Genomic DNA, 24,235 nt, shown 5'->3' with positions numbered 1-24,235 from the left:
AATTACAATTTCCTCTTATTAAAAAAATCCAAAAATATTATTTTAATTATCACCTTTCCATATATTATTATTTTTTTTATTTCTATTTAATCCATTTTCAAAATCCGATCTAAAATATTTTATAGCACTTTGCAAAGGAGAAACTGCTCCTGGAGCATGAGCGCAAAATGTTTTTCCAGGACCCATTTTTTTACAAAGATCTTCTAATACTTCTATATCATCAATACTACCGTTCTTTTTTTCTAATGCTTGTAAAATTTTTACTACCCATGGTAAACCATCTCGACACGGAGTACATAATCCACATGATTCTCGTGAAAAAAAATTTTCTAAATTTAAAACTACAGAAACCATATTAATAGTATTATCAACAGCCATAGCTAATCCTGTTCCCAAACGACTTCCTATACTGTTAAAACTAGAAAAATCCATTTTAATATCCAAATGTTCTTCAGTTAAAAAACCTGTACTTGCACCACCTGGCTGCCATGCTTTTAATTTTAAACCGCTCTGCATTCCACCTGCATAATTATATAATAGTTCTCTAGCTGTGATACCGAAAGGTAATTCCCATAAACCTGAATTATTTACTTTCCCAGAAAAACCCATTATTTTCGTACCAGTATCATCACTATTTGATAAATTTTTGTACCATTGTGTACCATGCAAAACAATAGATGGAATATTAGATAATGTCTCTACATTATTAATACAAGTCGGTTTACCCCATAAACCCACTGTAGCAGGAAACGGTGGTTTAGCTCTTGGATTTGCTCTTTTACCTTCTAACGAATTAATTAATGCTGTTTCTTCACCACAAATATAACGACCTGCTCCACTATGTAAAATAATTTCTAAATCAATTCCACTATCTAAAATATTTTTCCCTAAAAAACCCGCTTGATTAGCTTCATAAATAGCTTTATGCAAAATCTTTTCTGCTAAAAAATACTCTCCACGTAAAAATATATAAGCACGTTTAACTTGTAGAGCAAAAGCTCCAAGTAATATTCCTTCTATTAACTGATGAGGTATATATTCCATTAAAAATTTATCTTTATAAGTTCCAGGCTCCATTTCATCAGCATTACATATCAAATAACGATTTTCCAAACCTATATTTTCAGACATTAAACTCCATTTCACTCCTGTCAAAAAACCAGCACCTCCTCGACCTTTAAGTCCAGAATCTTTAACTAAATTAATAATTTCTATTGGAAGAAAATTATTAAATACTTTTTCTACAGATTTATATCCATTTTTATTCCTATATTCCTTAAACCAAACAGTATCTCTTTTACCGTTAATCCACCAAGTTAAAGGATGTGTTTCAGCTGTATGTAATTTTTTTTTCATTTATACTTATCTAATAAAGTTAAAATTTTAGTTTTTTTTAAATTAAAATATACATCTTCATTAATCATTATAACAGGACCCTGATCACAATTACCTAAGCAACAAGTAGGTAACAAAGTAAATAATCCGTCTTTAGTGGTTTCTCCTGATTTAATTTTTAGAAAATCCTCTAACACATCTCGAATACCTTTATATCCATTTATAAAGCAAACGATGCTATCGCAATACCTTATAATATTACAACCCACTGGTTGACGAAATATTTGATTATAAAAAGTAGCAACTTCCTCAACATCTACAGCTGAAATACCTAATACGTTAGATATAGCTATAATAGCTTCATCAGAAATCCATGATCTTTTTTTTTGAACAATTTTTAAAGCTTCTATAGATACAGCACGAGAATTTTCGTAATTTCTAATTTTATTTTTTATCTCATTTTTTTCAAAATCAGTTAATTTAAATTCAATATTAACCGAACATGTTTTTATTATTTTATTTATCACCATTTAACGATCCACGTCTGACATTACAAAATCAATACTACCTAAATAAACAATTAAATCTGATATTAAACTACCTCGAATAACTGAAGGTATTTGTTGCAAATGAGGAAAACTAGGTGTACGAATTCTTGTACGATAACTCATAGTTCCTCCATCACTAATTAAATAGTAACTATTTATTCCCTTAGTAGCTTCTATCATTTGAAAACTTTCATTAGGAGGTATAACTGGTCCCCAAGACATCTGCAAAAAATGAGTTATCATTGTTTCAATATGTTGCAGTACTCGATCTTTAGGTGGAGGAGTAGTTAAAGGATGTTCTGATTTAAAAGGTCCGGATGGCATATTATTTAAACATTGTTTTAAAATACATAAACTTTGTTTGATTTCTTCTACTTTTAACATTATACGAGAATAACAATCACTAACACCATCTCCAATTGGAATATCAAAATCGAAATTTTCATAACCCGAATAAGGTCTATTTTTCCTTATATCAAAACTTATCCCAGTAGCTCTTAAACCAGCACCTGTAACTCCCCAATCTAAAGCTTCTTTTTTACCATAGGCAGCAATTCCTTTGGTTCTACTCACTAAAATTTTATTTTTTAACGCAGAATATACATAAATATCGAGTCGTTTTGGCATCCAATCTAAAAAATCTCTTAATAATTTATTCCATCCAAGAGGTAAATCACTCGCTATTCCCCCAATTCTAAACCATGCAGGATGCATTCTTGCACCTGTAATAGATTCTACTAAATCATAAATTTTTTGACGATCAGTAAAAGCAAGAAAAACAGGAGTCATCGAACCAACATCTTGAATAAATGTAGATATACATAATAAATGACTATTGATGCGAAATAACTCAGATAACATTACACGAATTACTTCTACTCTGCTTGATACCGTAATACCTGCTAATTTTTCTACAGCTAAAACATAAGGCATTTCATTAACGCAACCACCAAGATATTCTATACGATCAGTATATGGAATATAACTATGCCAAGACTGACGTTCTGCTATTTTTTCTGCACCTCGATGGTGGTATCCTATATCCGGCATACAATCAACAATTTCTTCACCATCTAATTGTAAAATAATTCTAAATGCACCATGAGCAGAAGGGTGATTTGGTCCTAAATTTAAAAACATATAATTAACATTAGAATCTTTTTTTTTCATTCCCCATACTTCTGGATTAAAATTTAAATCTTCCATCGCCGAATCTTCTTTTTGTCTTGTCAAAAAAAATGGATCAAATTCTGTTGCTCTAGCTGGATAATCTTTCCTTAATGGATAACCTTTCCAAGATTTTGGCATAATAATACGTGTTAAATTTGGATGATTATTAAATGTGATACCAAACATCTCCCATGTCTCTCTTTCATACCAATTAGCATTAAAAAAAACAGTAGTAATTGTCGATACATTTAAATCATTACAGAATAATGGAATTTTTAAAACAATATCACTATTTCTTTCTATAGAAATAAAATGATAAAAAACTGAAAACTCAGCATCAGGCAAATTCTTTCGATTTAAACGAAGACGTTCATCTACACCATGTAAATCAAAAAGAAAGTTATAAGATTTAGATACACAATACAAAAATTTTACTATATCTAATATTAAATTTTTATCTATCCATATGACAGGAAAATCCATTTTTGTATATTGAATAAAAAAAGAATTATCACCAAAATTATTTTTTAATTCTTGAATAATCGGATCATTAAAATTATTTTTATTTTTACATTTTTTATATATAATTTTACTCATACTTGCTTCTATATAATGTATTTACTAATTTTTTAAAATTATTTTTTTTATATAATTGTACTTCTAAATGGTATAAAACAAGATTTTAATCATGCAAGAAATCTAATAAAATAAACTCAAATAAAATACTTTTAGATAATTACATATTTTATAAAAATTAAATCTCTTCAGATACAGAAATATTTTTTACATTTATTTTTTTTGTTCTTTTCCTTTCTTTTTCTGATTTCATATTAGCCCGATATATACCTTGATCTTTTACTATCCATGACAATGGACGACGTTCTTTATCAATTGATTCTTGTAATAACATTAATCCCTGTATGTACGCTTCAGGTCTAGGAGGACATCCAGGAATATATACGTCCACAGGTAAAAATTTATCCACCCCTTGTATTACAGAATAAACATCATACATACCTCCTGAATTAGCACAAGCACCCATAGAAATTACCCATTTCGGTTCTAACATTTGATCATATAATCTCTGAATAACTGGTGCCATTTTAATAAAAGGGGTCCCAGCAATAACCATAAAATCAGCTTGTCTAGGAGATGCCCGCAATACTTCTGAACCAAAACGAGCAATATCATGAACAGAAGTAAAAGCACTAACCATTTCTACATAACAACAAGATAAACCAAAGTTATAAGGCCACAACGAATTTTTTCTACCCCAATTTACCAAACCATGTAATACTTTTTTTAAAGTTCCCATATATACATTTTTATATATATATTTTTCGAAAGGATTAGAAACTATTTTTTGATCCTGTTCAGGATATTTTTTACCTTTACGATTAATATTTACGCGAGTCAAAGTATAATCCATTTTAATCCTATATTTATAATTTTTAAAATTAAAAACCCTATTATTTTTTAATTATTGTTTGGCACCCAATTTAATACATTCTCTTTTATCAAATAAAATAATCCTAACAATAAGGAACATACAAACATAATAATTTCCATAAAACCAATCCATCCTATTTCATATATACCAATAGTCCACACATATAAGTACAATGCTTCTACATCAAAAATAACAAACAACATTGCAACAAGATAAAATTTAATAGAAAAAGGAAAAGAACAATCTCCTACAGCATTTATACCAGACTCAAAAGGAATATGTTTATTTCTAGAAAATGATTTTCCTCCGCATAACCAACCTAAAAATAACATAAAAAAACAAATACCAAATCCACCCAAAATAAAAAAAGAAAAAGCCCAATATTGAGTAAAAAAACTAATATTTTCTGACATTATTTTATCTCAAATAAAATTTTTAAAATGAAATCAAATTAATAAATATTAAATTGTTTATAGTAATATACATTTATTATCATTATGTTTATATAAAAATATATTCTTAAAAATTTAAATAAATTTAAAATATTTCATATACTTTTAATAATTACCTAAAAGTAACATTTTTAACATAAAAAAGAATTTTATCTGTAAAGTACAAAGTACTGATAAAAATAAAATTAATCAAAATGTTTATTACTACTAAATATGTTTGTATTTTAAAATATTTAAATTAATAGATATTTTTTTATGCAACACATTTCACAATAAAATACTAACATAAAACCCTCTTAATTTGGATTTTTTAAAACTTATATTTTGTTCAAGAAAACAATAACAAAACTGAAAGAAGATAATTATTTTTAACACACACCTTGATGATAGAGAAAGCGCCCCCATACTAACTAATATTCGCAAACATAATTTTTAAAATTTATAAACCTGTTTGACGGGTTAAAGAAAAGAGTTATATAACAGTTGAATAACCCAATTTATCAAAATATTTAAATGGGAGATTTTAATGGGTAAAATTATTGGTATTGACTTGGGCACAACTAACTCTTGTGTTGCTATTATGGATGGCAACAAAGCACGAGTTTTAGAAAATGCAGAAGGAGATCGTACTACTCCTTCAATTATTGCATATACCCAAGACGAAGAAATTCTAGTAGGTCAACCTGCTAAACGTCAAGCTATCACTAATCCAAAAAATACATTATTTGCTATAAAACGTTTAATAGGAAGAAGATTTCAAGATGAAGAAGTACAACGTGATATTAAAATTATGCCTTTCAAAATTATTAAGTCGGATAATGGTGATGCATGGCTAAATGTAAAAAATAAAAAAATGGCACCACCTCAAATATCTGCAGAAGTCTTAAAAAAAATGAAAAAAACTGCAGAAGATTATCTAGGAGAAAAAGTTACAGAAGCTGTAATTACAGTACCTGCATACTTTAATGACGCACAAAGACAAGCAACAAAAGATGCTGGAAGAATTGCAGGTCTAGAAGTAAAAAGAATTATTAATGAACCAACAGCAGCAGCTCTTGCTTATGGATTAGATAAAAGTAAAGGGAATAAGACTATTGCTGTTTATGATTTGGGAGGAGGAACTTTTGATATTTCTATAATTGAAATAGACGAAGTAGATAAAGAAAAAACATTTGAAGTACTGGCTACCAATGGTGATACTCACCTTGGAGGAGAAGATTTTGATAGTCGACTAATTAATTATTTAGTTGGAGAATTTAAAAAAGAACAAACTATTGATTTAAGAAATGATCCTCTAGCCATGCAACGGTTGAAAGAAGCTGCAGAAAAAGCAAAAATAGAACTATCTTCAGCACAACAGACTGATGTTAACTTACCTTACATTACTGCCGATTCGTTAGGACCAAAACATTTAAATATTAAAGTTACTCGTTCCAAACTAGAATCGTTAGTAGAAGATTTAGTAACACGTTCTATTTCACCATTAAAAGTAGCACTAAAAGACGCTAACTTAAACGTATCAGATATACACGATGTTATCTTGGTTGGTGGTCAAACTAGAATGCCTATGGTACAAAAAAAAGTTGCTGATTTTTTCGGAAAAGAACCTAGAAAAGATGTTAATCCCGATGAAGCAGTGGCTGTTGGTGCAGCTGTACAAGGTGGTGTTTTATCTGGAGATGTAAAAGACGTATTATTATTAGATGTCACTCCATTGTCACTAGGAATTGAAACTATGGGTGGTATAATGACATCATTAATAAGTAAAAACACAACGGTACCAACAAAACATAGTCAAGTGTTCTCTACAGCAGAAGATAATCAATCAGCGGTTACTATTCATGTTCTACAGGGAGAAAGAAAAAGGGCAAAAGATAATAAATCATTAGGACAATTTAATTTAGATGGAATACAACCAGCTCCTCGAGGAATGCCCCAAATTGAAGTTACTTTTGATATAGATGCTGACGGTATTCTACACGTTTCTGCAAAAGATAAAAATACAGGAAAAGAACAAAAAATTGCCATCAAAGCTTCTTCTGGTTTAAATGAATCAGAAATAAAAAAGATGATTTCCGATGCTGAAGCAAATACCGAAATAGATCGCAAATTTGAAGAATTAATTCAAACTAGAAATCAAGGAGATCAAATTTCACATAGTGTAAAAAAACAACTATCTGAGAACAAAGACAAACTTGATGAAAAAAATAAAAAAGAAATTCAAAAATCATTAGATCAATTGGATCAAGCATTACAAAAAGAAGATAAATCAGAAATAGAAAATAAAATACAAAAGGTTTTAGAAATTTCTTCAAAATTTATGGAAAAAAATCAAAAAAAACCACAAACAAATCAATCTAATACTAATCATGATTCTTCGAATAAAAAAACAGAAAATGTTGTAGATGCGGAATTCGAAGAAATAAAAGATCCTAAAAAATAGCATCCTCTATTACCTAACCATAGGATATCAATTAAATAATAAATTACCACGGGCATAGGAAAAACCTACGCCCGTTCATGTATGTTACAATCAGGAAATTAAGCATGGCAAAAAAAGATTACTATCAAGTTTTAGGAGTCAATAATTCATCTGAAGAACGTGATATTAAAAAAGCATACAAAAGACTAGCAATGAAATATCATCCTGATCGAAATCAAGGAGATAAAAATGCCGAAAAAAAATTTAAAGAAATTAAAGAAGCTTACGAAATATTAACCGATTCAAAAAAAAGAGCTGCCTATGACCAATATGGTCATGCTGCTTTTGAACAAGGAACCTCGTCTAATTCATTTCACCATAGTTTTAGTACTACAGCAGATTTTGGAGATATTTTTGGTGATGTATTTGGCGATATATTTGGAAATGGTAGAAAACAAAGAGCAAGACAAGGATCAGATTTAAGATACGATATGGAATTAACATTAGAAGAAGCAGTTCGTGGAATAACAAAAAAAATAAAAATTCCTAGTTTACAAAGATGTAATATTTGTCATGGTAGCGGTTCTAAATTAGGATCTTCATCACAAAATTGTCCTTCTTGTCGTGGTAAAGGACAAATACATATTAGAAAAGGTTTTTTTACTGTTCAACAAAGTTGTTCCACTTGCCAAGGTAGCGGTTCTATTATAAAAAGTCCTTGCCACTGCTGTCGTGGTACAGGTCGAATTGAAAAAGAAAAAATATTATCAGTAAAAATTCCTTCAGGAATAGATACTAACGATCAAATTCGTCTGAATAATGAAGGTGAAGCTGGATCTAATGGAGCAAGCTCAGGAGATTTATATGTTCAAATTACAGTAAAAAAACATCCTATTTTTGAAAGAGAAGCTAACAATTTATATTGCGAAGTTCCTATTAATTTTTCTATGGCAGCATTAGGAGGAGAAATAGAAGTTCCTACTTTAGATGGAAGAGTTAAACTAAAAATACCGAATGAAACACAATCAGGAAAATTATTTCGTATTAGAGGAAGAGGAGTAAAATCTGTACGAAGTAGTACTCAAGGAGATTTACTGTGTCGCGTTGTTGTAGAAACTCCTGTAAATTTAAATGCTCAACAAAGAAATTTATTATATGAATTAGGAGAAAGTTTCGGAGGTTTTAAAGGAGAACGTAATAGTCCCAAATCAAAAAGATTTTTTGATGGTGTAAAAAGATTTTTTGATGAGTTAAGGGGATATTAAATAATAAAGAATTGCTTCCATACCAAAATGGAAGCAATTCTTTTTTTTAAAAATAAAGAATATCAAATTAGTTTTCTTAAATTAATTTATTAATTTTTAATACTAAATTAGATTTATGTCTAGCAGCTTTATTTTTATGTATTAAACCCTTTGTTGCATATCTGTCTAAAATGGGCAAAAGTCTTTCAAAAATATTTTTTGCTGCTGCTTTGTTTTTTTTTTCAATTTCTGCATACACTTTTTTTATAAAATTACGAATCATAGAACGTCTACTAACATTATGTAAACGATTTTTAAAAGATTTTTTAGCATCTTTTTTCGCCGATTGAATATTAGCCAAGAATTTACTCCTATATATCTATATTAATAATCATTAAAATTAACTGAAATTGTATATAATCATTTTAATTAATATTAAAAAAATTGTTGATAAGTTTTTAAATAAAAATTTTTAATATATAAAAATATTTAGCATTTTTAAAAAAATAAATATAATATTATTTTATATTTAATAAAATAATATTTTTAATGTAAGAATTTTATTCTATAATGGTAATCATTTTTTATTAAAAAAATAAAATGTAATTCCGCAGTTGTATTAAACTATTGTTTATTTTAAAAAATATATCTTTCAATTATAAAACCTTATTAACCATCATTAAAAACAAAAAATATGCAATTAAGTAATTATTATTACTTTTAAAACTCATTTTTTAAAATTTTTATAAAATATAAATACTATTTCTTATAATAAAAAAATTATATAAAAATTAAAAATGTTCTACATAAATTATAAATAATCACTCCATCATAAATATCTAACATTAAATTTTAACTAATACATTTCTGATATTTTTTAAAAACACAAGATAAAAAATTTATTTATCAACTCTCATTAATATTAAAAAAAAAAGAGATCAACTGCATTTAAATATAAAAATAAAATAGTATAACTACCGTATAATTCATTTCAATATTATTAATAAAAACAATGTTAAAATTAACTAAAATATTTTAAGAAATTTTTTAATAAAAAAATAATATTTTTAAAAATATTTATAATAACAACAATTATTTCAAAAAATATATTATATATATTTAATATTATTATTAAAACTAATGTTTTAATTCAACACAGAAACTTGAAGTCCATTTATTTAATGTTACAATTAATTTATATAAAATATATATAAAAGTACTATTATATATCAATTAAAAATCAATATTCTTTTTCCTCAAGATTTAAATTAAAAAATTAAATTTTTAAACAACCAAAATAACTTTTAATTAATTTCAATATGTGATTAAAATTATCATCAAAATGTGAGAAAAAAATGAATGATTACAAATCTACTTTAAACCTACCAATAACTAAATTTTCTATGAAAGGTAACTTATCTCAAAAAGAACCTGATATAATAAACCGATGGAATACCGACAATTTATACAAAATAATAAGAAAAAGTAAAACAGGGAAAAAAAAATTTTTATTACAAGATGGTCCTCCCTATGCAAATGGTGATATTCATCTTGGACATGCTCTTAATAAGATTTTAAAAGATATAATTATAAAATCAAAAAATTTATCAGGATTTGATGCTCCCTATACACCAGCATGGGATTGTCATGGACTACCAATTGAACATAAAGTAGAAAATATTATTGGAAAACCAGAGAAAAACGTCACTTTTAAAAATTTTAGATTATTTTGTAGACAATATGCTGAAAAACAAATAAAAAAACAAAAAAAAGATTTTATACGATTAGGAATACTAGGAAACTGGGAAAATCCTTATTTAACTATGGATTTTGAAAATGAAGCTGATGTTATTCGTTCTTTATCTAAAATTATTAAAAATGGATATATATACAAAGATTTTCGTCCAGTACACTGGTGTTTTGACTGTGCTTCTTCTCTTGCTGAAGCAGAAGTAGAATATCATGACAAAATATCAGATTCTATCATTGTTATGCTACCAGCAAAAAATATTGATGTTATTAAAAAAATATTTAATCCAAATATTACATTAAAAAAATCAAACATACTAATTTGGACTACAACACCTTGGAGTCTCCCTGCATGTCGTGCAATTACACTTCATCCAAATTTTGAATATCAGCTAATACAAATAGAAAATAATACTATTATTATAGCAAAAAATTTAGTTGAAATAACTATAAAAAAAATAGGAATTTTAAAATGGAAAATTATCGGTACAACAATAGGAAAAAAATTAGAATATTTAGAATTTTCTCATCCATTTTTAAATTTTAATATACCTATTATATTAGCAAAACACGTAACTGAAGATACAGGAACAGGAGCTGTACATACCGCTCCCGATTATGGTCAAGATGATTATAAAATATCTAAAAAATATGGAATAAAATTAACTAACATTATTGACGTTAAAGGATACTACAAAAAAGATATACATCCAATATTAAATTATGTAAATATATTTCAATCTAGTAGTATAATTCTCAATTTTTTAGAAAACAAGAAAATGTTATTACATAAGTCTAAAATTACACATAGTTATCCTCATTGTTGGCGCCATAAAACACCTATTATTTCCAAAGCCACTCCTCAATGGTTTCTTAATATAGATCATATGAATTTAAGAGAAAAATCTATACAAGAAATAAAACGTATCAAATGGATACCTGATTGGGGAAAAGCAAAAATGGAGTCAATGCTATCTAACCGTCCAGATTGGTGTATATCACGACAAAGAACATGGGGGATCCCTATTGCACTATTTATACATAAAAAAACAGGTCATCTTCATCCAAAAACTACTCTTTTGATTGAAAAAATTGCACAAAAAGTAGCTTTAAATGGAATTGAAATATGGTGGGATTTAGAACTAACAGATTTAATTCAAACAAATGATGCACATGAATATAAAAAAATTCTTGATGTATTGGATGTATGGTTTGAATCAGGATCTATCAAAATATCGAAAATGTATAAAAAAAACGATATTATGAAAAACCAAGCGGATTTATATTTAGAAGGTTCAGATCAATATCGTGGTTGGTTTATGTCTTCTTTAATCGTATCCATGGCAATTACAGGAAAATCTCCTTATCATGAAATTGTTACTCATGGTTTTACTGTAGATAAAAATAAAAGAAAAATGTCTAAATCTATAGGAAATACCATCAGTCCTATTGACGTCGTAAATAAATTGGGATCAGATATTTTACGTTTATGGGTTGCTTCTACCGATTATTCTAAAGATATGTTTATTTCTGATGTAATATTAAAACAATCTTCTGATTATTATAGAAGAATTAGAAATACAATCAGATTTTTACTCGCAAATTTAAACGCATTTAATCCAAAAATAGACTTTATAAATTTTGAAAATATGATTCATATTGACAAATGGGCTATTTCAAAAACGTTAACAATTCAAAAAAAAATTATATATTCTTACGACAACTATAAATTTCATGAAGTTATAAAAACATTAATTCATTTTTGCTCTATAGAAATGAGTTCTTTTTATTTAGATATTATTAAAGATCGTTTATATACAACAAAATACAAAAGTCACTCTAGAAAAAGTTGTCAAACAGCTATGTATTTAATATTACAAGCATTGGTAAGATGGATAGCTCCTATACTTTCATTTACTGCCGATGAAATTTGGAAATATATACCTGGTCAACATAAAAAATACGTATTTACCGAAGAATGGTTCAGCCACTTATTTAGTTTAGACAATAATCAATTATTCAATAATAAATATTGGGATGATTTAATAAAACTAAGAAATGAAGTTAATCAAATATTAGAACTAGCTAGATTAAATAAAAAAATAGGTACTTCCTTAGAAGCATCAATAACACTATACGTAGATAGCGATACTAAAAAAAAATTAAAATTTCTTAGGAATGAATTAAAATTTTTTTTCATTACTTCTGATTGTCAGATAAAAGATTACATCTTATCTTCACCTAATTCTATAAAAAGTAAAATAATTAAAAATGTTAAAATTGACTGCGAAAAACATAAAGGGAAAAAATGTCCTCGTTGTTGGCATTATGTCGATTATCTCGAATACAATCATTTATATTCTAACCTATGTCATAGATGTATTAAAAATACATCAAAATCCGGTGAAAAACGTGAATTTATATAATTCAATATTAATTGAACTTAAAAAAAAATATTACATTTTTTTATTTTTAATAATTATCATTAGTGATCTTGTCAGTAAAGAATTAATTATTAATCATTTCTCATTATACGAATTAAAAAAAATATTACCGATACTTAATTTTTTTTATATCAACAATTATGGCAGTATATTCGGTATATTTTCCGATAGAACAATGTGGGAATACTGGTTTTTAATTTTCTCTAATATAACAGCTATTATAATTATTTCTAAAATAACATATTCAGCTATAAATAATAAACAAAAAGAAATATCTTACATATTTATTATGAGTGGAGCAATAAGTAATTTTATAGACCGTATTTCTCATGGTTTTATAGTAGATTTTATTGATTTTCATGTTTATAAATGGCATTTTGCTATCTTCAATATTGCGGACATAAGTATTTTTATTGGTAGTATATTGTTATTAAAATCAAATTTTTTAAAAATGTTTATTAAAAAATAAAAAACTAAATATTTTATATAAGAATATTTTAACTAATGCAATAAATATTAAATTTAAAATTAAATAAATCTATTAATTAATACCGATAAATAAATGTAAACTATTTTATTAAAAATCATATTTTTATAATTAATAAAACGTTAATAATCTAATTAATAAAAATTTTTTTTAATTAAAAATAAAACTGTTTAAAATATTTTATCACTTTTTAATAATATATTAAAAAAATTATAAATAAAATATTAATCAATAAAAAGTCAATTTACAGTTTTAATATTATTAAAAATAAAAATAGAATTTTACTCTATCAATAAAATTAGAATAATGATTCTTAAAATATTTATCAAATTAAAAAATAAAAATATTATATTAACGTAAAGATATTAATTTTAATTTAAAAATTAAAATATCAAAAAATTTATAAAAATAAAAAATAAAAAATATTTAAAATACATATATTTACTATACTAATGGTAATACACTATATTACTATAGATATAATCATTATATTTGATAACGTTTTTAAATAATATGTATATGTACAATACTAAAAATGGTATAAAAATGAAAAACAATAAAATAAAATTAGGTATTTCCGGAGCCCTAGGTAGAATGGGCAAAATATTAATTAAAGAAATAATTAAAAAAGAAGAAATAATTTTAAATACCGTTATAGTAAATAAAAAAAATATGTTTATTAAACGCGACATAGGAGAAATACTGAATATCGGTAACATTGGTGTAAAAATTAATGATTGTTTAGAAAAAGAAATTAATAATTTAGATGTTCTTATTGATTTTAGTACTTCTAAAAATACAATAAAAAACTTAAATATATGTGAAAAATATAAAAAAAATATTGTCATTGGCACTACTGGATTTAATACAATTGAAAAAAATAAAATTAAATCTATCAGCAACAACATCGGTATCGTATTAAGTTCAAATTTTAGCACAGGAATTAATATACTTTTAAAAATGATAGAAACAAGTTCACACGCTATTAGTAATGATACCGATATTGAAATTATTGAATCACATCATAAAAATAAAATTGATTGTCCTTCAGGAACTGCTTTAACTATAGGAGAAACTATTGTTAAAAATATGAAATGGAATCAAGAATCTTACTCTATATATAGAAAAAAAGGATTAATTGGGAAAAGAGAAAAACAAAAAATTGGATTTTCTGTAATAAGAGCAGGTGATATTGTTGGAGAACACACTGTTATTTTCGCTAATACAGGTGAACGCATTGAAATTAGTCATAAAGCAAGTAATAGAGTTCCTTTCGCTCAAGGAGCTATTAAATCAGCTATTTGGCTTCATAAAAAAAATACAGGCTTATTTACCATGCAAGATGTACTAAATATTTAATTTATCTTTACATTAAAAAATTTTAAAAATTGGAGGATAATTTGAATCAATCAGCAACATTGATTTTACAAGATGGAACCACTTTTCACGGTCAATCAGTAGGAGCATCCGGATATACTATTGGAGAAATTGTATTTAATACTTCTATGACTGGTTATCAAGAAATTTTAACAGATCCTTCTTATTCCCATCAAATCGTTACTCTCACATATCCTCATATCGGTAACGTTGGCACAAATATGTTTGATGAAGAATCCCATAAAATTCATATAAAAGGATTAATAATTAAAGAAATGTCAACGATATCTAGTAATTATCGATCTACATACAGTTTACCTGATTACCTAAAAAAAAATAATATTATAGCTATTTCTAATATTGATACAAGAAAATTAACACGCATTTTAAGAACTAAGGGCTCTCAACACGGTTGTATTTTTACAAAAAATATACTTACTATTGCTACAGCAATTAAAAAAAATAAAAAATTTCCAGGTCTTGAAGGAATTGATTTAGCTAAACAAGTATCTACTAAATATTTTTATACATGGCAAAATCATCACTTAAAAAAACAAAAAAAAACAATTTATCATGTTGTAGTATATGATTATGGTGTAAAAAAAAATATATTGTCTATCTTATCAAATAAGGGTTGCCGATTAACCATTGTTCCAGCAGAAACTTCTGCAGAAGAAATATTAAAACTATCTCCAAACGGTATTTTTTTATCCAATGGACCTGGTGACCCAAGAGCATGTTTTTATGCTATTACTGCTATTAAAAAACTTTTAAAGAAAAATATACCCATATTCGGAATCTGTTTAGGACATCAGTTATTAGCATTAGCTAATGGTGCTAAAATCATAAAAATGAAATTTGGACATCATGGTGTTAATCACCCCGTAAAAGATATCACAAATAATAAAGTAATGATCACTTCTCAAAACCATAATTTTACTGTAGATACAAAAAGTATACCTAACAATATAAAAATCACGCATATATCTCTCTTTGACAATTCGTTACAAGGGATACATTTAAAAGATAAATTAGCATTTAGTTTTCAAGGACATCCCGAAGCAAATCCTGGCCCTCAAGATCCCATCTCTTTATTTGATCACTTCATAAAATTAATTAAAAATAATATGAATTATAATAATATTTCAGGAATAATATTCTAATGCCAAAACAAAAAGATATAAAATCTGTTTTAATTCTAGGAGCTGGACCAATTGTTATCGGACAAGCGTGTGAATTTGACTACTCAGGAGTTCAAGCTTGTAAAGCGCTTAAGGAAGAAGGGTTGAAAATTATTTTAGTTAACTCTAATCCGGCAACGATTATGACAGATCCAGAAATAGCTGATTCCACGTATATCGAGCCTATTTATTGGAAAACTATTGAAAAAATTATAGAAAAAGAAAAACCAGATGCATTATTACCCACTATGGGAGGACAAGTTGCTTTAAATTGTGTTTTAAAATTAGAAGAAAAAGGAATTTTATCAAAATTCAATACAAAAATAATAGGAGCAACTATCAACGCAATTAAAAAAGCAGAAAATCGTTATTTATTCGAAAAATCAATGAAAAAGTTGAATTTAGAAACTCCTAAATCAGGAATAGCACATAACGTAAAAGAAGCTTTAAAAATTGTAAAAAAAATAAAATTTCCATGTATTATTCGTCCTTCTTTTACTATGGGAGGAAGCGGTGGAGGAATCGCATATAATCATGAAGAATTCAAAGAAATATGTGAAAAAGGTTTCGAATTATCACCTATTCAAGAACTATTAATTGATGAATCATTAATCGGATGGAAAGAATACGAAATGGAAGTTGTCAGGGATAAAAATGATAACTGTATTATAGTATGTTCTATCGAAAACTTGGATCCGATGGGTATTCATACCGGAGATTCAATTACTGTTGCTCCTGCACAAACACTTACGGACAAAGAATATCAAGTAATGAGAAATGCATCAATGAAAATTTTACGAGAAATTGGCGTAGAAACAGGAGGATCTAACGTTCAATTTGCTGTTAATCCTAAAAATGGTAAAATGATTGTTATTGAAATGAATCCAAGAGTATCTCGATCATCAGCTTTAGCTTCTAAAGCTACAGGATTTCCAATAGCAAAAATTGCTGCTAAGTTATCAATAGGATATACTCTTGATGAATTAAAAAACGATATTACTGGAATTAATACCCCTGCTTCATTTGAACCAAGTATAGATTATATAGTAACTAAAATTCCTAGATTTAATTTTGAAAAATTTTCTGGATGTAATGACAGATTAACAACTCAAATGAAATCTGTTGGTGAAGTAATGGCAATTGGTCGTACTTTTCAAGAATCAATACAAAAAGCAATCAGAGGATTAGAAATAGGTTCTAATGGTTTTGAATCTAAAATTAATCAAAAAAATGAACAATCATACACCAAAATTACATATGAACTCAAAGAAGCAGGTGCTGAAAGAATTTGGTATATTGCTGATGCCTTTAGAATAGGTATGTCTATAGAATATGTGTACAATTTAACATTAATTGATAAATGGTTTTTAACACAAATTCAAGAAATCATAAATTTAGAAAAAAAAATAAAAAATAAAGGTATTCAAGGATTAAATTTTACTTTTTTAAAATTATTAAAACAAAAAGGATTTTCTGATGCTCGAATCGCAACATTACTGAAAATACAAGAAAAAGAAGTAAGAACAATTCGTTATCAACTTAATCTACATCCAGTATACAAAAGAATTGACAGCTGTGCTGCTGAATTTGCTACCGAAACAGCTTATTTATATTCTACTTGGGAAGATGAATGCGAATCGAATCCCACCAAAAAAAATGATAAAGTGATAATTTTAGGAGGAGGACCTAATAGAATAGGACAAGGTATTGAATTTGATTATTGTTGTGTTCACGCCGCTATGGCTCTAAGAGAAGATGGTTTCGAAACAATCATGATTAATTGCAATCCAGAAACGGTATCAACTGACTATGATATTTCTGATCGTTTGTATTTTGAACCTCTTACTCTTGAAAATATTTTAGAAATAGTAAAAATAGAAAAACCTTATGGCGTAATTATACAATATGGAGGTCAAACTCCTTTAAAATTAGCTAATGAATTTGCAATAGAAGGAGTCCCAATCATAGGAACTACTCCATATTCTATAGATCAAGCAGAAAATAGATACTATTTTCAAAAAATTGTGTCAAAATTAAATTTAAAACAACCTTTAAACGCAACAGTAACCAGTTTAGAAGAAGCTAAAATAAAATCTAAAGAAATTGGATTTCCGATCATGGTAAGACCTTCCTATGTTTTAGGTGGAAGAAAAATGGAAATCTGTTATAATATTAAAACTCTTGAAAAATACTTTAAAAATAAATTAAAAAACAAATCACCAATTTTCCTTGACCACTATTTAGAAAATGCCATAGAAGTAGATGTCGATGCTATTTGTGATGGAGAAAACGTATTAATTGGTGGAATTATGCAACATATAGAACAAGCAGGAGTGCATTCAGGAGATTCAGCCTGTTGTTTACCTACTTATACATTAAAATTAAATATACAAGATAAAATTAGAAAACAAGTGAAAAAACTTGCTATCGAACTATCGGTAAAAGGACTAATGAATGTACAATTTGCTATACAAAATAAAGAAATATACATTATTGAAGTCAATCCAAGAGCTTCCAGAAGTGTACCTTTTGTATCCAAAGCAACAGGTTTACCGTTGGCAAAAATTGCAGCAAGAGTTATGTGCGGAAAAAACTTAAAAAAACAAGAATACATAAAAGAAATTATACCTCCTTACTATTCAATCAAAGAAGTAGTATTGCCATTTAATAAATTTCCAGGAGTTAATCCTATCCTTGGTCCAGAAATGAGATCTACAGGAGAAGTTATGGGTATAGGAAAAAATTTTGCAGAAGCATTTTCCAAAGCAATGCTTGGAGCTCAAATCGATATTAAAAAGTCAGGTAGAGTATTAATATCTGTTAAAGAAAAAGATCAAAAAAATATTATCAATTTAGCAATAAAATTAAAGAAAATAGGTTTTAAATTAGATTCTACTTTAGAAACAAACATATCCTTAAAAAAAGCGGGAATTTACTCTAGATTAGTTAATAAAGTACACGAAGGGCGTCCACATATACAAGATCGTTTAAAAAATAAAGAATATGTATACATAATAAACACTATAGATTCCTATCAATCTATCGATCAAAATGAATTAATTTGTAAAAGTGCTCTCCAATATAAAGTACATTATGATACTACATTAAATGGCGCTTTTGCCACTGTAATGGCAATGTCTAAAAATCCAATAAAAAATATTTTTTCCTTACAAGAAATGCATAAAAAAATTTAATATTTCAATTAATACAATTACCTATATAGTAAATTAATATATAATTTATTAATATAAACCAACTAATATAAAAACATTTCAAAATATTTCATGATTTTAAAAACATATTGTATTAAAATGCAATCATAAAAATGTCATATAAAGATATAATACAAAATTAAAATCATAAAAACACCATATTAAAAGTAATAAAAAAGAAAAAATTTGGGCTAATTCTGTTGATATAGCAATAAAATTAGCTCAATACGAAAAAATAAAAACACATCATTTATTCATAGAACACGATTGATAAAAAAACGTTCTATTTTCTACACATATCATACTTAATTTATTTCCCCAACAACAACCGGTATCTAACCCAAAAATATTGTTTGGTAAATTTTTATTTAATAGAGAAGACCAATGACCAAAAAAAACAGAATATTCTTTAAATATATTATTCTTAATAGAAAACCATGGTTGTAATGGTAATGTAGAAAAAGATGGAGATTGTTTACAAACCATATTTAAATTTCCGTTAGGAAACAGATATCGCATACGAGTAAATGTATTAACAATAAAACGTAAACTATTAAATTCTATACTATCTTCTATAATATTATGGACATTATTTGCATATAATAAACTTAAAAAACTAAGATAATCTTTACTAGATAAAATTAATTCAACTTTTCTAGCATTACTTACTAATTTTTTCATGTTCCATTTAGGATAAATTCCTGCATGAGACATAATAATTTTCTTTTCTTCATTTATTTGTAATAATGGCTGCTTACGCAACCAGGACATTAAAATTTTAGCATCTTTATACTTTAAAATATCAGTAATACCATCATCTATCTTATTATCATTAATTCCATAATAAACTGATAATAAATATAAATCATGATTACCTAATACTATCTTAACTTTGTCTCCAAGAGAAAATAAGAAACATAATACATCTAAAGATTTAGAACCCCGACATACTAAATCACCCGTACACCAAAGAGTATCTTTGACTGGATTAAAAGATACTTGACGTAATAATAATTTTAATTGATCATAACAACCATGTAAGTCACCTACAATATATGTACTCATTTTAAAATCCAATATTGTTGAATATTATCACAATTTAATTTATTTTAAACTATGATTAAAATCATTTCATAATTAGATAATAAGCTAATTGGCAATATTGAGATACCGTTATATTTTCCGCTCTTAACATAGGATTCACTCCTAACTGCATCAATGTTTTAACATCAAAAAATTTAGATAAACTATGACGTAATATTTTTCTTCGTTGTCCAAATGCTGCATTAGTAATCATTTCTAACACTTTTATGTCGTCTATTAATATAGGAAATGTAAGATTAGGTATTAATCTAATAAATACAGAATCTATTTTTGGAACAGGTGTAAAAGAATTTGGAAATACTTTTAACAACGGAACTATATTACAATAATATTGCGCTATAACACTTAAACGACCATAACATTTAGTTCCTGGAGAAGCTGATAAGCGATTAGCTACTTCCTTTTGCAACATAAAATGCATATCTTTAATAATACTACAAAAATTAAAAAGATATAAAATTAAACGAACAGAAATATTATATGGTAAATTTCCAACAATACGTATATTTTTTTTTTCTTTATTAAAAATATCTAAAAAATTATAAGACAATACATTTTTTTTTAAAATTTTTAATTTTTTAGAAAAAGAACAATTAGATAAAAAATTAACTAATTCAGAATCTAATTCAATTACATATAATTTTTCTAAAAAAATACACATTGGTTTAGTTAATGCACCTAAACCAGGTCCTATTTCTAAAATATTGTTATGTGATTTTGGATCAACATACTTAACTATTTTATTAATTATCTCATTTTCTATAAGAAAATGTTGGCCTAATTTTTTATTAGGTATGTGATCTGTAAAATTTTTTTTTTGATTTATAGACATAATGAATAAAAAAAAGATTATAAAAAAATTTTATATATAAAAAAATATGATACTTACTATATCAATTATTTTAATAATAATTATTATATATTAAATATAATGAAATTTTTACCTTATAATAATAAATATAATCAATAAAACGTATGATATCAAATATCATGTATTTCTATCAAGAAAAATTATAAAAACATATACAATATATATGAACAAAAATTTATTTTTATATAATAAAATAAGCTTTATTTCTTAAATATAATTATAGTTTTGATATATTTTATTTGATAATTTATAATACATACCGATACAATTCATATTTTTATACTTAAATAAACAAAATTTTAAAAATAAGAATATTACCTAATTTAAAAAATTATTTTTTAAATAAAGTTAAAACAATTAATACTAATTTATAAGAAATAAAATCTATGGAAGCTTGGTCAACATATATAATTGCGCAATCTTTTTCTTATTTATATATTATAGTATTTGCAGTATCTTTTTTAGAATCTTTAACATTAGTTGGATTATTTCTTCCAGGTATTGTATTAATGGCTGGTTTAGGAACATTAATAGGACACGGATCTTTAAACTTCTATTCTTCCTGGATAATTGGAATTATAGGTTGTTTATTTGGAGACTGGACATCTTACTACATTGGATGGCGATTCAAAAATTGGTTACATAATTTGTCTTTGTTAAAAAAACATCAATCTGTCTTAAAAAAAATTAAAAATGCTTTATATAAACATAATATAATTACCATCTTAATAGGACGGTTTATTGGTCCCACCAGACCATTAGTCCCAATGGTTTGTGGCATGTTAAAATTACCATTAAAAAAATTTATTTTACCTAGTGTCCTAGGATGCTTACTTTGGCCACCGATATATTTTTTCCCAGGAATATTGGCAGGTATGGCAATTAATACTCCTTTCAATCAAATTAATAACAATTTTAAATGGTGTATATTGTCTGTTTTATCTATCATTTGGAGTACATTATGGTTAATGTGGAGATGGTGGAAATGTAAAAAATACGGTTATTTAACGTTTTCCTTATCTGAAAAAAAAATAAAATATTTAACAATAATAAGTTTTTTAATTAGTATTATTAGTCTAATTTTTATACAATTTCATCCTGAAATGAAAATTTTAAAAAGAATTATAAAATTAACATTCCTACAAGAATAAAATAATATATTATCAAAAATAAAAAATTTTTATATCATTTTATTAAATTGACACCTCGGCACAAAATAGTATTAACCCTTACTAAAGATTAATACTGTAGCGTACTAGTCAGTTCACTATGTGCCGACGTATTATCGGTATAATGAGATTATATAAAAAAATTAAACATATAAAAAATCAATATGCAATAATTTAGGTTTAAACGCATGTCTTTGCACAGATTTTATTGTTACCAAAAATTTTATATTATCTAATGACAAATGAAAATTAATTTTATAAAAGTCAGATTTTAATAGCATGTTAAACACACTATCATGATCTAATTCAATTGAAATATTAATTTTTTTATTACCGTAAAGAATACCTGGTAATTTATTATTTGCTCGTAAATAGCGACTAGCACTTTTTCCTGTTTTTTTTCTTTTCTTTCCATAAATAATAAACATAATTAGTTACCATAAAATGAGTAAAAAGTACACTTAACAATAAAAAATATTTAATTATATTATTTCTAATAATTAAATTTTAATTTTTAATTAAATAAAGTTAAAAAATTTTTATATATTAAAATAAATGAAATTATTTATAAAAATAAATATAAATATTATTATTACATGTTAATAAATTTACTGTTTAGATTTTAACCAAGAAATTTCTTCTAACCAAATATCAGAATTAATTGTTTCTAAAATAATAGGAATATTATCAAACCGATTATCTTTCATCATCCAAATAAAAGTTTCACAACCTATATATCCTTTACCTAAACTATGGTGACGATCAATACGACTATTAAAATGACTTTTAGAATCATTTATATGAACACCTTTTAAATAATTAAAACCAACTATTCTATCAAATATCTTAAAAGTACGATTATATAAATCTTTAGTACGCAAATCATAACCAGCTGAAAACAAATGACAAGTATCTAAACATACCCCTATTCTAGATTTATCTTCAATTCTATTGATAATACTAGCTAAATGTTCAAAACAATAACCAATATTAGAACCTTGACCAGCGGTATTTTCTATTACAAGAGTAATATCTTGAGTTTTGCTCAAAGACCAATTAATAGAATTAGCTATCCTTTCTAAACAAGCATCTTCAGTAATTTTATATAAATGACTCCCAGGATGAAAATTAATTAATTTTAAACCTAAATCATAGCATCTAATAATTTCATCTACAAATGCATATCTGGATTTTTTTAATAAATCAACATCAGGATGACCTAAATTAATTAAATAACTGCCATGTGGTAAAATTTGATGTGGTTGGTAATTAAATTTATTACATGCTGTTTTAAAATCAAAAATCATTCTATCACTTAAAGGAATAGATTTCCATTGTCTTTGATTTTTTGTAAAAAATGAAAAAGCAGTAGCTTTCAATTGATAAGCACGCAATACCGACATATTTAATCCACCAGCAATACTTACATGAGCACCAATATATTTCATATATTACCAACTTTTTAAATAAATATTAATATATTAAATTATGTGTTATTATGAAGATAATATTAATTTATTATAAAAAATAATTTATGTTTATTATAATATAAAATATTTATAAATAATTATATTTAATAAAATTTAATACTAATAAAGAATTTAAATATATTTTCAAGATCAATAAATTAAAAAAAAGTAGATATTATATTTTTTATTCAATAAAATTAAATGATGATCAAATTTTTAAAATAAAATTAAAAGTTAATTAAATCGGTAAATATATGAATAAAAATATAAATAAAATACTTTAATCTAGAAAACTCTTTATAATCATTTCATTTTTCTTTTTTTAAATCAAATTATCATTCCTTAATTCTTTATAAAAAACATTTTAACAGTTTTCTATTTAATGAAATTAGTAAAAATTTTTTATTTTACAAATAAAAATATTCAATATTACACAAAAATTTTTTTATAAAATTATTTTAAAAATAAAAAATAATTTTAAAATCGATGTAACTAACTAATTTATAATAATCATAAACTTATTCTAAAATATATTACTTATAAAAATATAT

At 25.6% G+C, this 24,235-nt stretch carries 18 protein-coding genes; 8 read left to right on the top strand and 10 right to left on the bottom strand.

Annotated features, from left to right (window positions below; all coding sequences use genetic code 11):
• Window positions 1-42: 42 nt before the first annotated feature.
• The 5 genes from nuoF to ndhC form a co-directional block, all read right to left on the bottom strand.
• On the bottom strand, window positions 43-1,356 hold the full coding sequence (gene nuoF, locus AB4W77_RS00730) for an NADH-quinone oxidoreductase subunit NuoF (protein WP_367681570.1): 1,314 nt from the start codon (window positions 1,354-1,356) through the stop codon (window positions 43-45).
• A complete protein-coding gene (gene nuoE / locus AB4W77_RS00725; protein WP_367681569.1) occupies window positions 1,353-1,865 on the bottom strand; it encodes an NADH-quinone oxidoreductase subunit NuoE in 513 nt (170 codons plus the stop codon). The genes nuoF and nuoE overlap by 4 nt, the downstream gene beginning before the upstream one ends.
• The gene (gene nuoC / locus AB4W77_RS00720; protein ID WP_367681568.1) at window positions 1,866-3,650 is read right to left on the bottom strand and encodes an NADH-quinone oxidoreductase subunit C/D; all 1,785 of its coding nucleotides are present in this window, start codon (window positions 3,648-3,650) and stop codon (window positions 1,866-1,868) included. It abuts the gene before it with no gap.
• A gap of 157 nt (window positions 3,651-3,807) precedes the next feature.
• Window positions 3,808-4,482: an NADH-quinone oxidoreductase subunit B family protein gene (locus tag AB4W77_RS00715; RefSeq protein WP_367681567.1), complete on the bottom strand. Its 675-nt coding sequence runs from the start codon at window positions 4,480-4,482 to the stop codon at window positions 3,808-3,810.
• Window positions 4,483-4,529: 47 nt separating this feature from the next.
• On the bottom strand, window positions 4,530-4,916 hold the full coding sequence (gene ndhC, locus AB4W77_RS00710) for an NADH-quinone oxidoreductase subunit A (protein ID WP_367681566.1): 387 nt from the start codon (window positions 4,914-4,916) through the stop codon (window positions 4,530-4,532).
• A gap of 565 nt (window positions 4,917-5,481) precedes the next feature.
• On the opposite strand from ndhC, the gene dnaK reads away from it, so the two are divergent.
• Window positions 5,482-7,398 (top strand): molecular chaperone DnaK, encoded by a 1,917-nt coding sequence (gene dnaK, locus AB4W77_RS00705; protein ID WP_367681565.1) that lies wholly within the window; start codon window positions 5,482-5,484, stop codon window positions 7,396-7,398.
• Between the two features lie 104 nt (window positions 7,399-7,502).
• Window positions 7,503-8,642 (top strand): molecular chaperone DnaJ, encoded by a 1,140-nt coding sequence (gene dnaJ / locus AB4W77_RS00700; protein ID WP_367681564.1) that lies wholly within the window; start codon window positions 7,503-7,505, stop codon window positions 8,640-8,642.
• A 76-nt stretch (window positions 8,643-8,718) separates the two neighbouring features.
• Here dnaJ and rpsT read toward each other — a convergent pair whose 3' ends face one another.
• A complete protein-coding gene (gene rpsT / locus AB4W77_RS00695; RefSeq protein WP_367681563.1) occupies window positions 8,719-8,982 on the bottom strand; it encodes a 30S ribosomal protein S20 in 264 nt (87 codons plus the stop codon).
• Between the two features lie 994 nt (window positions 8,983-9,976).
• On the opposite strand from rpsT, the gene ileS reads away from it, so the two are divergent.
• From ileS to carB, 5 genes are all read left to right on the top strand, one after another.
• Entirely contained in the window at window positions 9,977-12,796 is a 2,820-nt protein-coding gene (gene ileS / locus AB4W77_RS00690; protein WP_367681562.1) for an isoleucine--tRNA ligase, read from the top strand.
• Window positions 12,783-13,283 carry a signal peptidase II gene (lspA, locus tag AB4W77_RS00685; protein WP_367681561.1) on the top strand — a complete coding sequence of 167 codons (501 nt, stop codon included), beginning with the start codon at window positions 12,783-12,785 and terminating at the stop codon, window positions 13,281-13,283. Before ileS ends, lspA begins: the two co-directional genes overlap by 14 nt.
• Before the next feature lie 564 nt (window positions 13,284-13,847).
• Window positions 13,848-14,660: a 4-hydroxy-tetrahydrodipicolinate reductase gene (gene dapB, locus AB4W77_RS00680; RefSeq protein ID WP_367681560.1), complete on the top strand. Its 813-nt coding sequence runs from the start codon at window positions 13,848-13,850 to the stop codon at window positions 14,658-14,660.
• Between the two features lie 41 nt (window positions 14,661-14,701).
• Complete coding sequence (carA, locus tag AB4W77_RS00675; RefSeq protein WP_367681559.1) at window positions 14,702-15,841, top strand: glutamine-hydrolyzing carbamoyl-phosphate synthase small subunit; 1,140 nt, start codon at window positions 14,702-14,704, stop codon at window positions 15,839-15,841.
• Window positions 15,841-19,053 carry a carbamoyl-phosphate synthase large subunit gene (gene carB, locus AB4W77_RS00670; RefSeq protein ID WP_367681558.1) on the top strand — a complete coding sequence of 1,071 codons (3,213 nt, stop codon included), beginning with the start codon at window positions 15,841-15,843 and terminating at the stop codon, window positions 19,051-19,053. Before carA ends, carB begins: the two co-directional genes overlap by 1 nt.
• Before the next feature lie 264 nt (window positions 19,054-19,317).
• On the opposite strand, the gene AB4W77_RS00665 is transcribed toward carB, so the two are convergent.
• Window positions 19,318-20,136 (bottom strand): symmetrical bis(5'-nucleosyl)-tetraphosphatase, encoded by an 819-nt coding sequence (locus AB4W77_RS00665; protein WP_367681557.1) that lies wholly within the window; start codon window positions 20,134-20,136, stop codon window positions 19,318-19,320.
• Between the two features lie 61 nt (window positions 20,137-20,197).
• Window positions 20,198-21,007 carry a 16S rRNA (adenine(1518)-N(6)/adenine(1519)-N(6))-dimethyltransferase RsmA gene (gene rsmA, locus AB4W77_RS00660; protein WP_367681556.1) on the bottom strand — a complete coding sequence of 270 codons (810 nt, stop codon included), beginning with the start codon at window positions 21,005-21,007 and terminating at the stop codon, window positions 20,198-20,200.
• A gap of 425 nt (window positions 21,008-21,432) precedes the next feature.
• On the opposite strand from rsmA, the gene AB4W77_RS00655 reads away from it, so the two are divergent.
• Window positions 21,433-22,197 (top strand): DedA family protein, encoded by a 765-nt coding sequence (locus AB4W77_RS00655; RefSeq protein ID WP_367681555.1) that lies wholly within the window; start codon window positions 21,433-21,435, stop codon window positions 22,195-22,197.
• A 161-nt stretch (window positions 22,198-22,358) separates the two neighbouring features.
• Here AB4W77_RS00655 and rplY read toward each other — a convergent pair whose 3' ends face one another.
• Both rplY and nfo read right to left on the bottom strand, forming a co-directional pair.
• Window positions 22,359-22,643, bottom strand: a complete 285-nt coding sequence (rplY, locus tag AB4W77_RS00650) for a 50S ribosomal protein L25 (RefSeq protein WP_367681554.1) — start codon at window positions 22,641-22,643, stop codon at window positions 22,359-22,361.
• Window positions 22,644-22,823: 180 nt separating this feature from the next.
• The gene (gene nfo, locus AB4W77_RS00645; RefSeq protein ID WP_367681553.1) at window positions 22,824-23,663 is read right to left on the bottom strand and encodes a deoxyribonuclease IV; all 840 of its coding nucleotides are present in this window, start codon (window positions 23,661-23,663) and stop codon (window positions 22,824-22,826) included.
• Between the last annotated feature and the right edge of the window lie 572 nt (window positions 23,664-24,235).

Source organism: Buchnera aphidicola (Pemphigus immunis) (assembly GCF_964059115.1).
Classification (GTDB): Bacteria; Pseudomonadota; Gammaproteobacteria; order Enterobacterales; family Enterobacteriaceae; genus Buchnera_C; species Buchnera_C aphidicola_C.
This window is presented reverse-complemented; position numbering and strand designations above follow the sequence as displayed.

What these genes read in the sequence shown, in the direction of transcription:
- nuoE (WP_367681569.1), bottom strand. Translation starts at nt 1,865, where the DNA reads ATGGTGATAAATAAAATAATAAAAACATGTTCGGTTAATATTGAATTT.
- carB (WP_367681558.1), top strand. Translation starts at nt 15,841, where the DNA reads ATGCCAAAACAAAAAGATATAAAATCTGTTTTAATTCTAGGAGCTGGA.
- nuoC (WP_367681568.1), bottom strand. Translation starts at nt 3,650, where the DNA reads ATGAGTAAAATTATATATAAAAAATGTAAAAATAAAAATAATTTTAAT.
- rsmA (WP_367681556.1), bottom strand. Translation starts at nt 21,007, where the DNA reads ATGTCTATAAATCAAAAAAAAAATTTTACAGATCACATACCTAATAAA.
- dnaJ (WP_367681564.1), top strand. Translation starts at nt 7,503, where the DNA reads ATGGCAAAAAAAGATTACTATCAAGTTTTAGGAGTCAATAATTCATCT.
- ileS (WP_367681562.1), top strand. Translation starts at nt 9,977, where the DNA reads ATGAATGATTACAAATCTACTTTAAACCTACCAATAACTAAATTTTCT.
- AB4W77_RS00665 (WP_367681557.1), bottom strand. Translation starts at nt 20,136, where the DNA reads ATGAGTACATATATTGTAGGTGACTTACATGGTTGTTATGATCAATTA.
- AB4W77_RS00715 (WP_367681567.1), bottom strand. Translation starts at nt 4,482, where the DNA reads ATGGATTATACTTTGACTCGCGTAAATATTAATCGTAAAGGTAAAAAA.
- dapB (WP_367681560.1), top strand. Translation starts at nt 13,848, where the DNA reads ATGAAAAACAATAAAATAAAATTAGGTATTTCCGGAGCCCTAGGTAGA.
- AB4W77_RS00655 (WP_367681555.1), top strand. Translation starts at nt 21,433, where the DNA reads ATGGAAGCTTGGTCAACATATATAATTGCGCAATCTTTTTCTTATTTA.
- rplY (WP_367681554.1), bottom strand. Translation starts at nt 22,643, where the DNA reads ATGTTTATTATTTATGGAAAGAAAAGAAAAAAAACAGGAAAAAGTGCT.
- ndhC (WP_367681566.1), bottom strand. Translation starts at nt 4,916, where the DNA reads ATGTCAGAAAATATTAGTTTTTTTACTCAATATTGGGCTTTTTCTTTT.
- nuoF (WP_367681570.1), bottom strand. Translation starts at nt 1,356, where the DNA reads ATGAAAAAAAAATTACATACAGCTGAAACACATCCTTTAACTTGGTGG.
- dnaK (WP_367681565.1), top strand. Translation starts at nt 5,482, where the DNA reads ATGGGTAAAATTATTGGTATTGACTTGGGCACAACTAACTCTTGTGTT.
- nfo (WP_367681553.1), bottom strand. Translation starts at nt 23,663, where the DNA reads ATGAAATATATTGGTGCTCATGTAAGTATTGCTGGTGGATTAAATATG.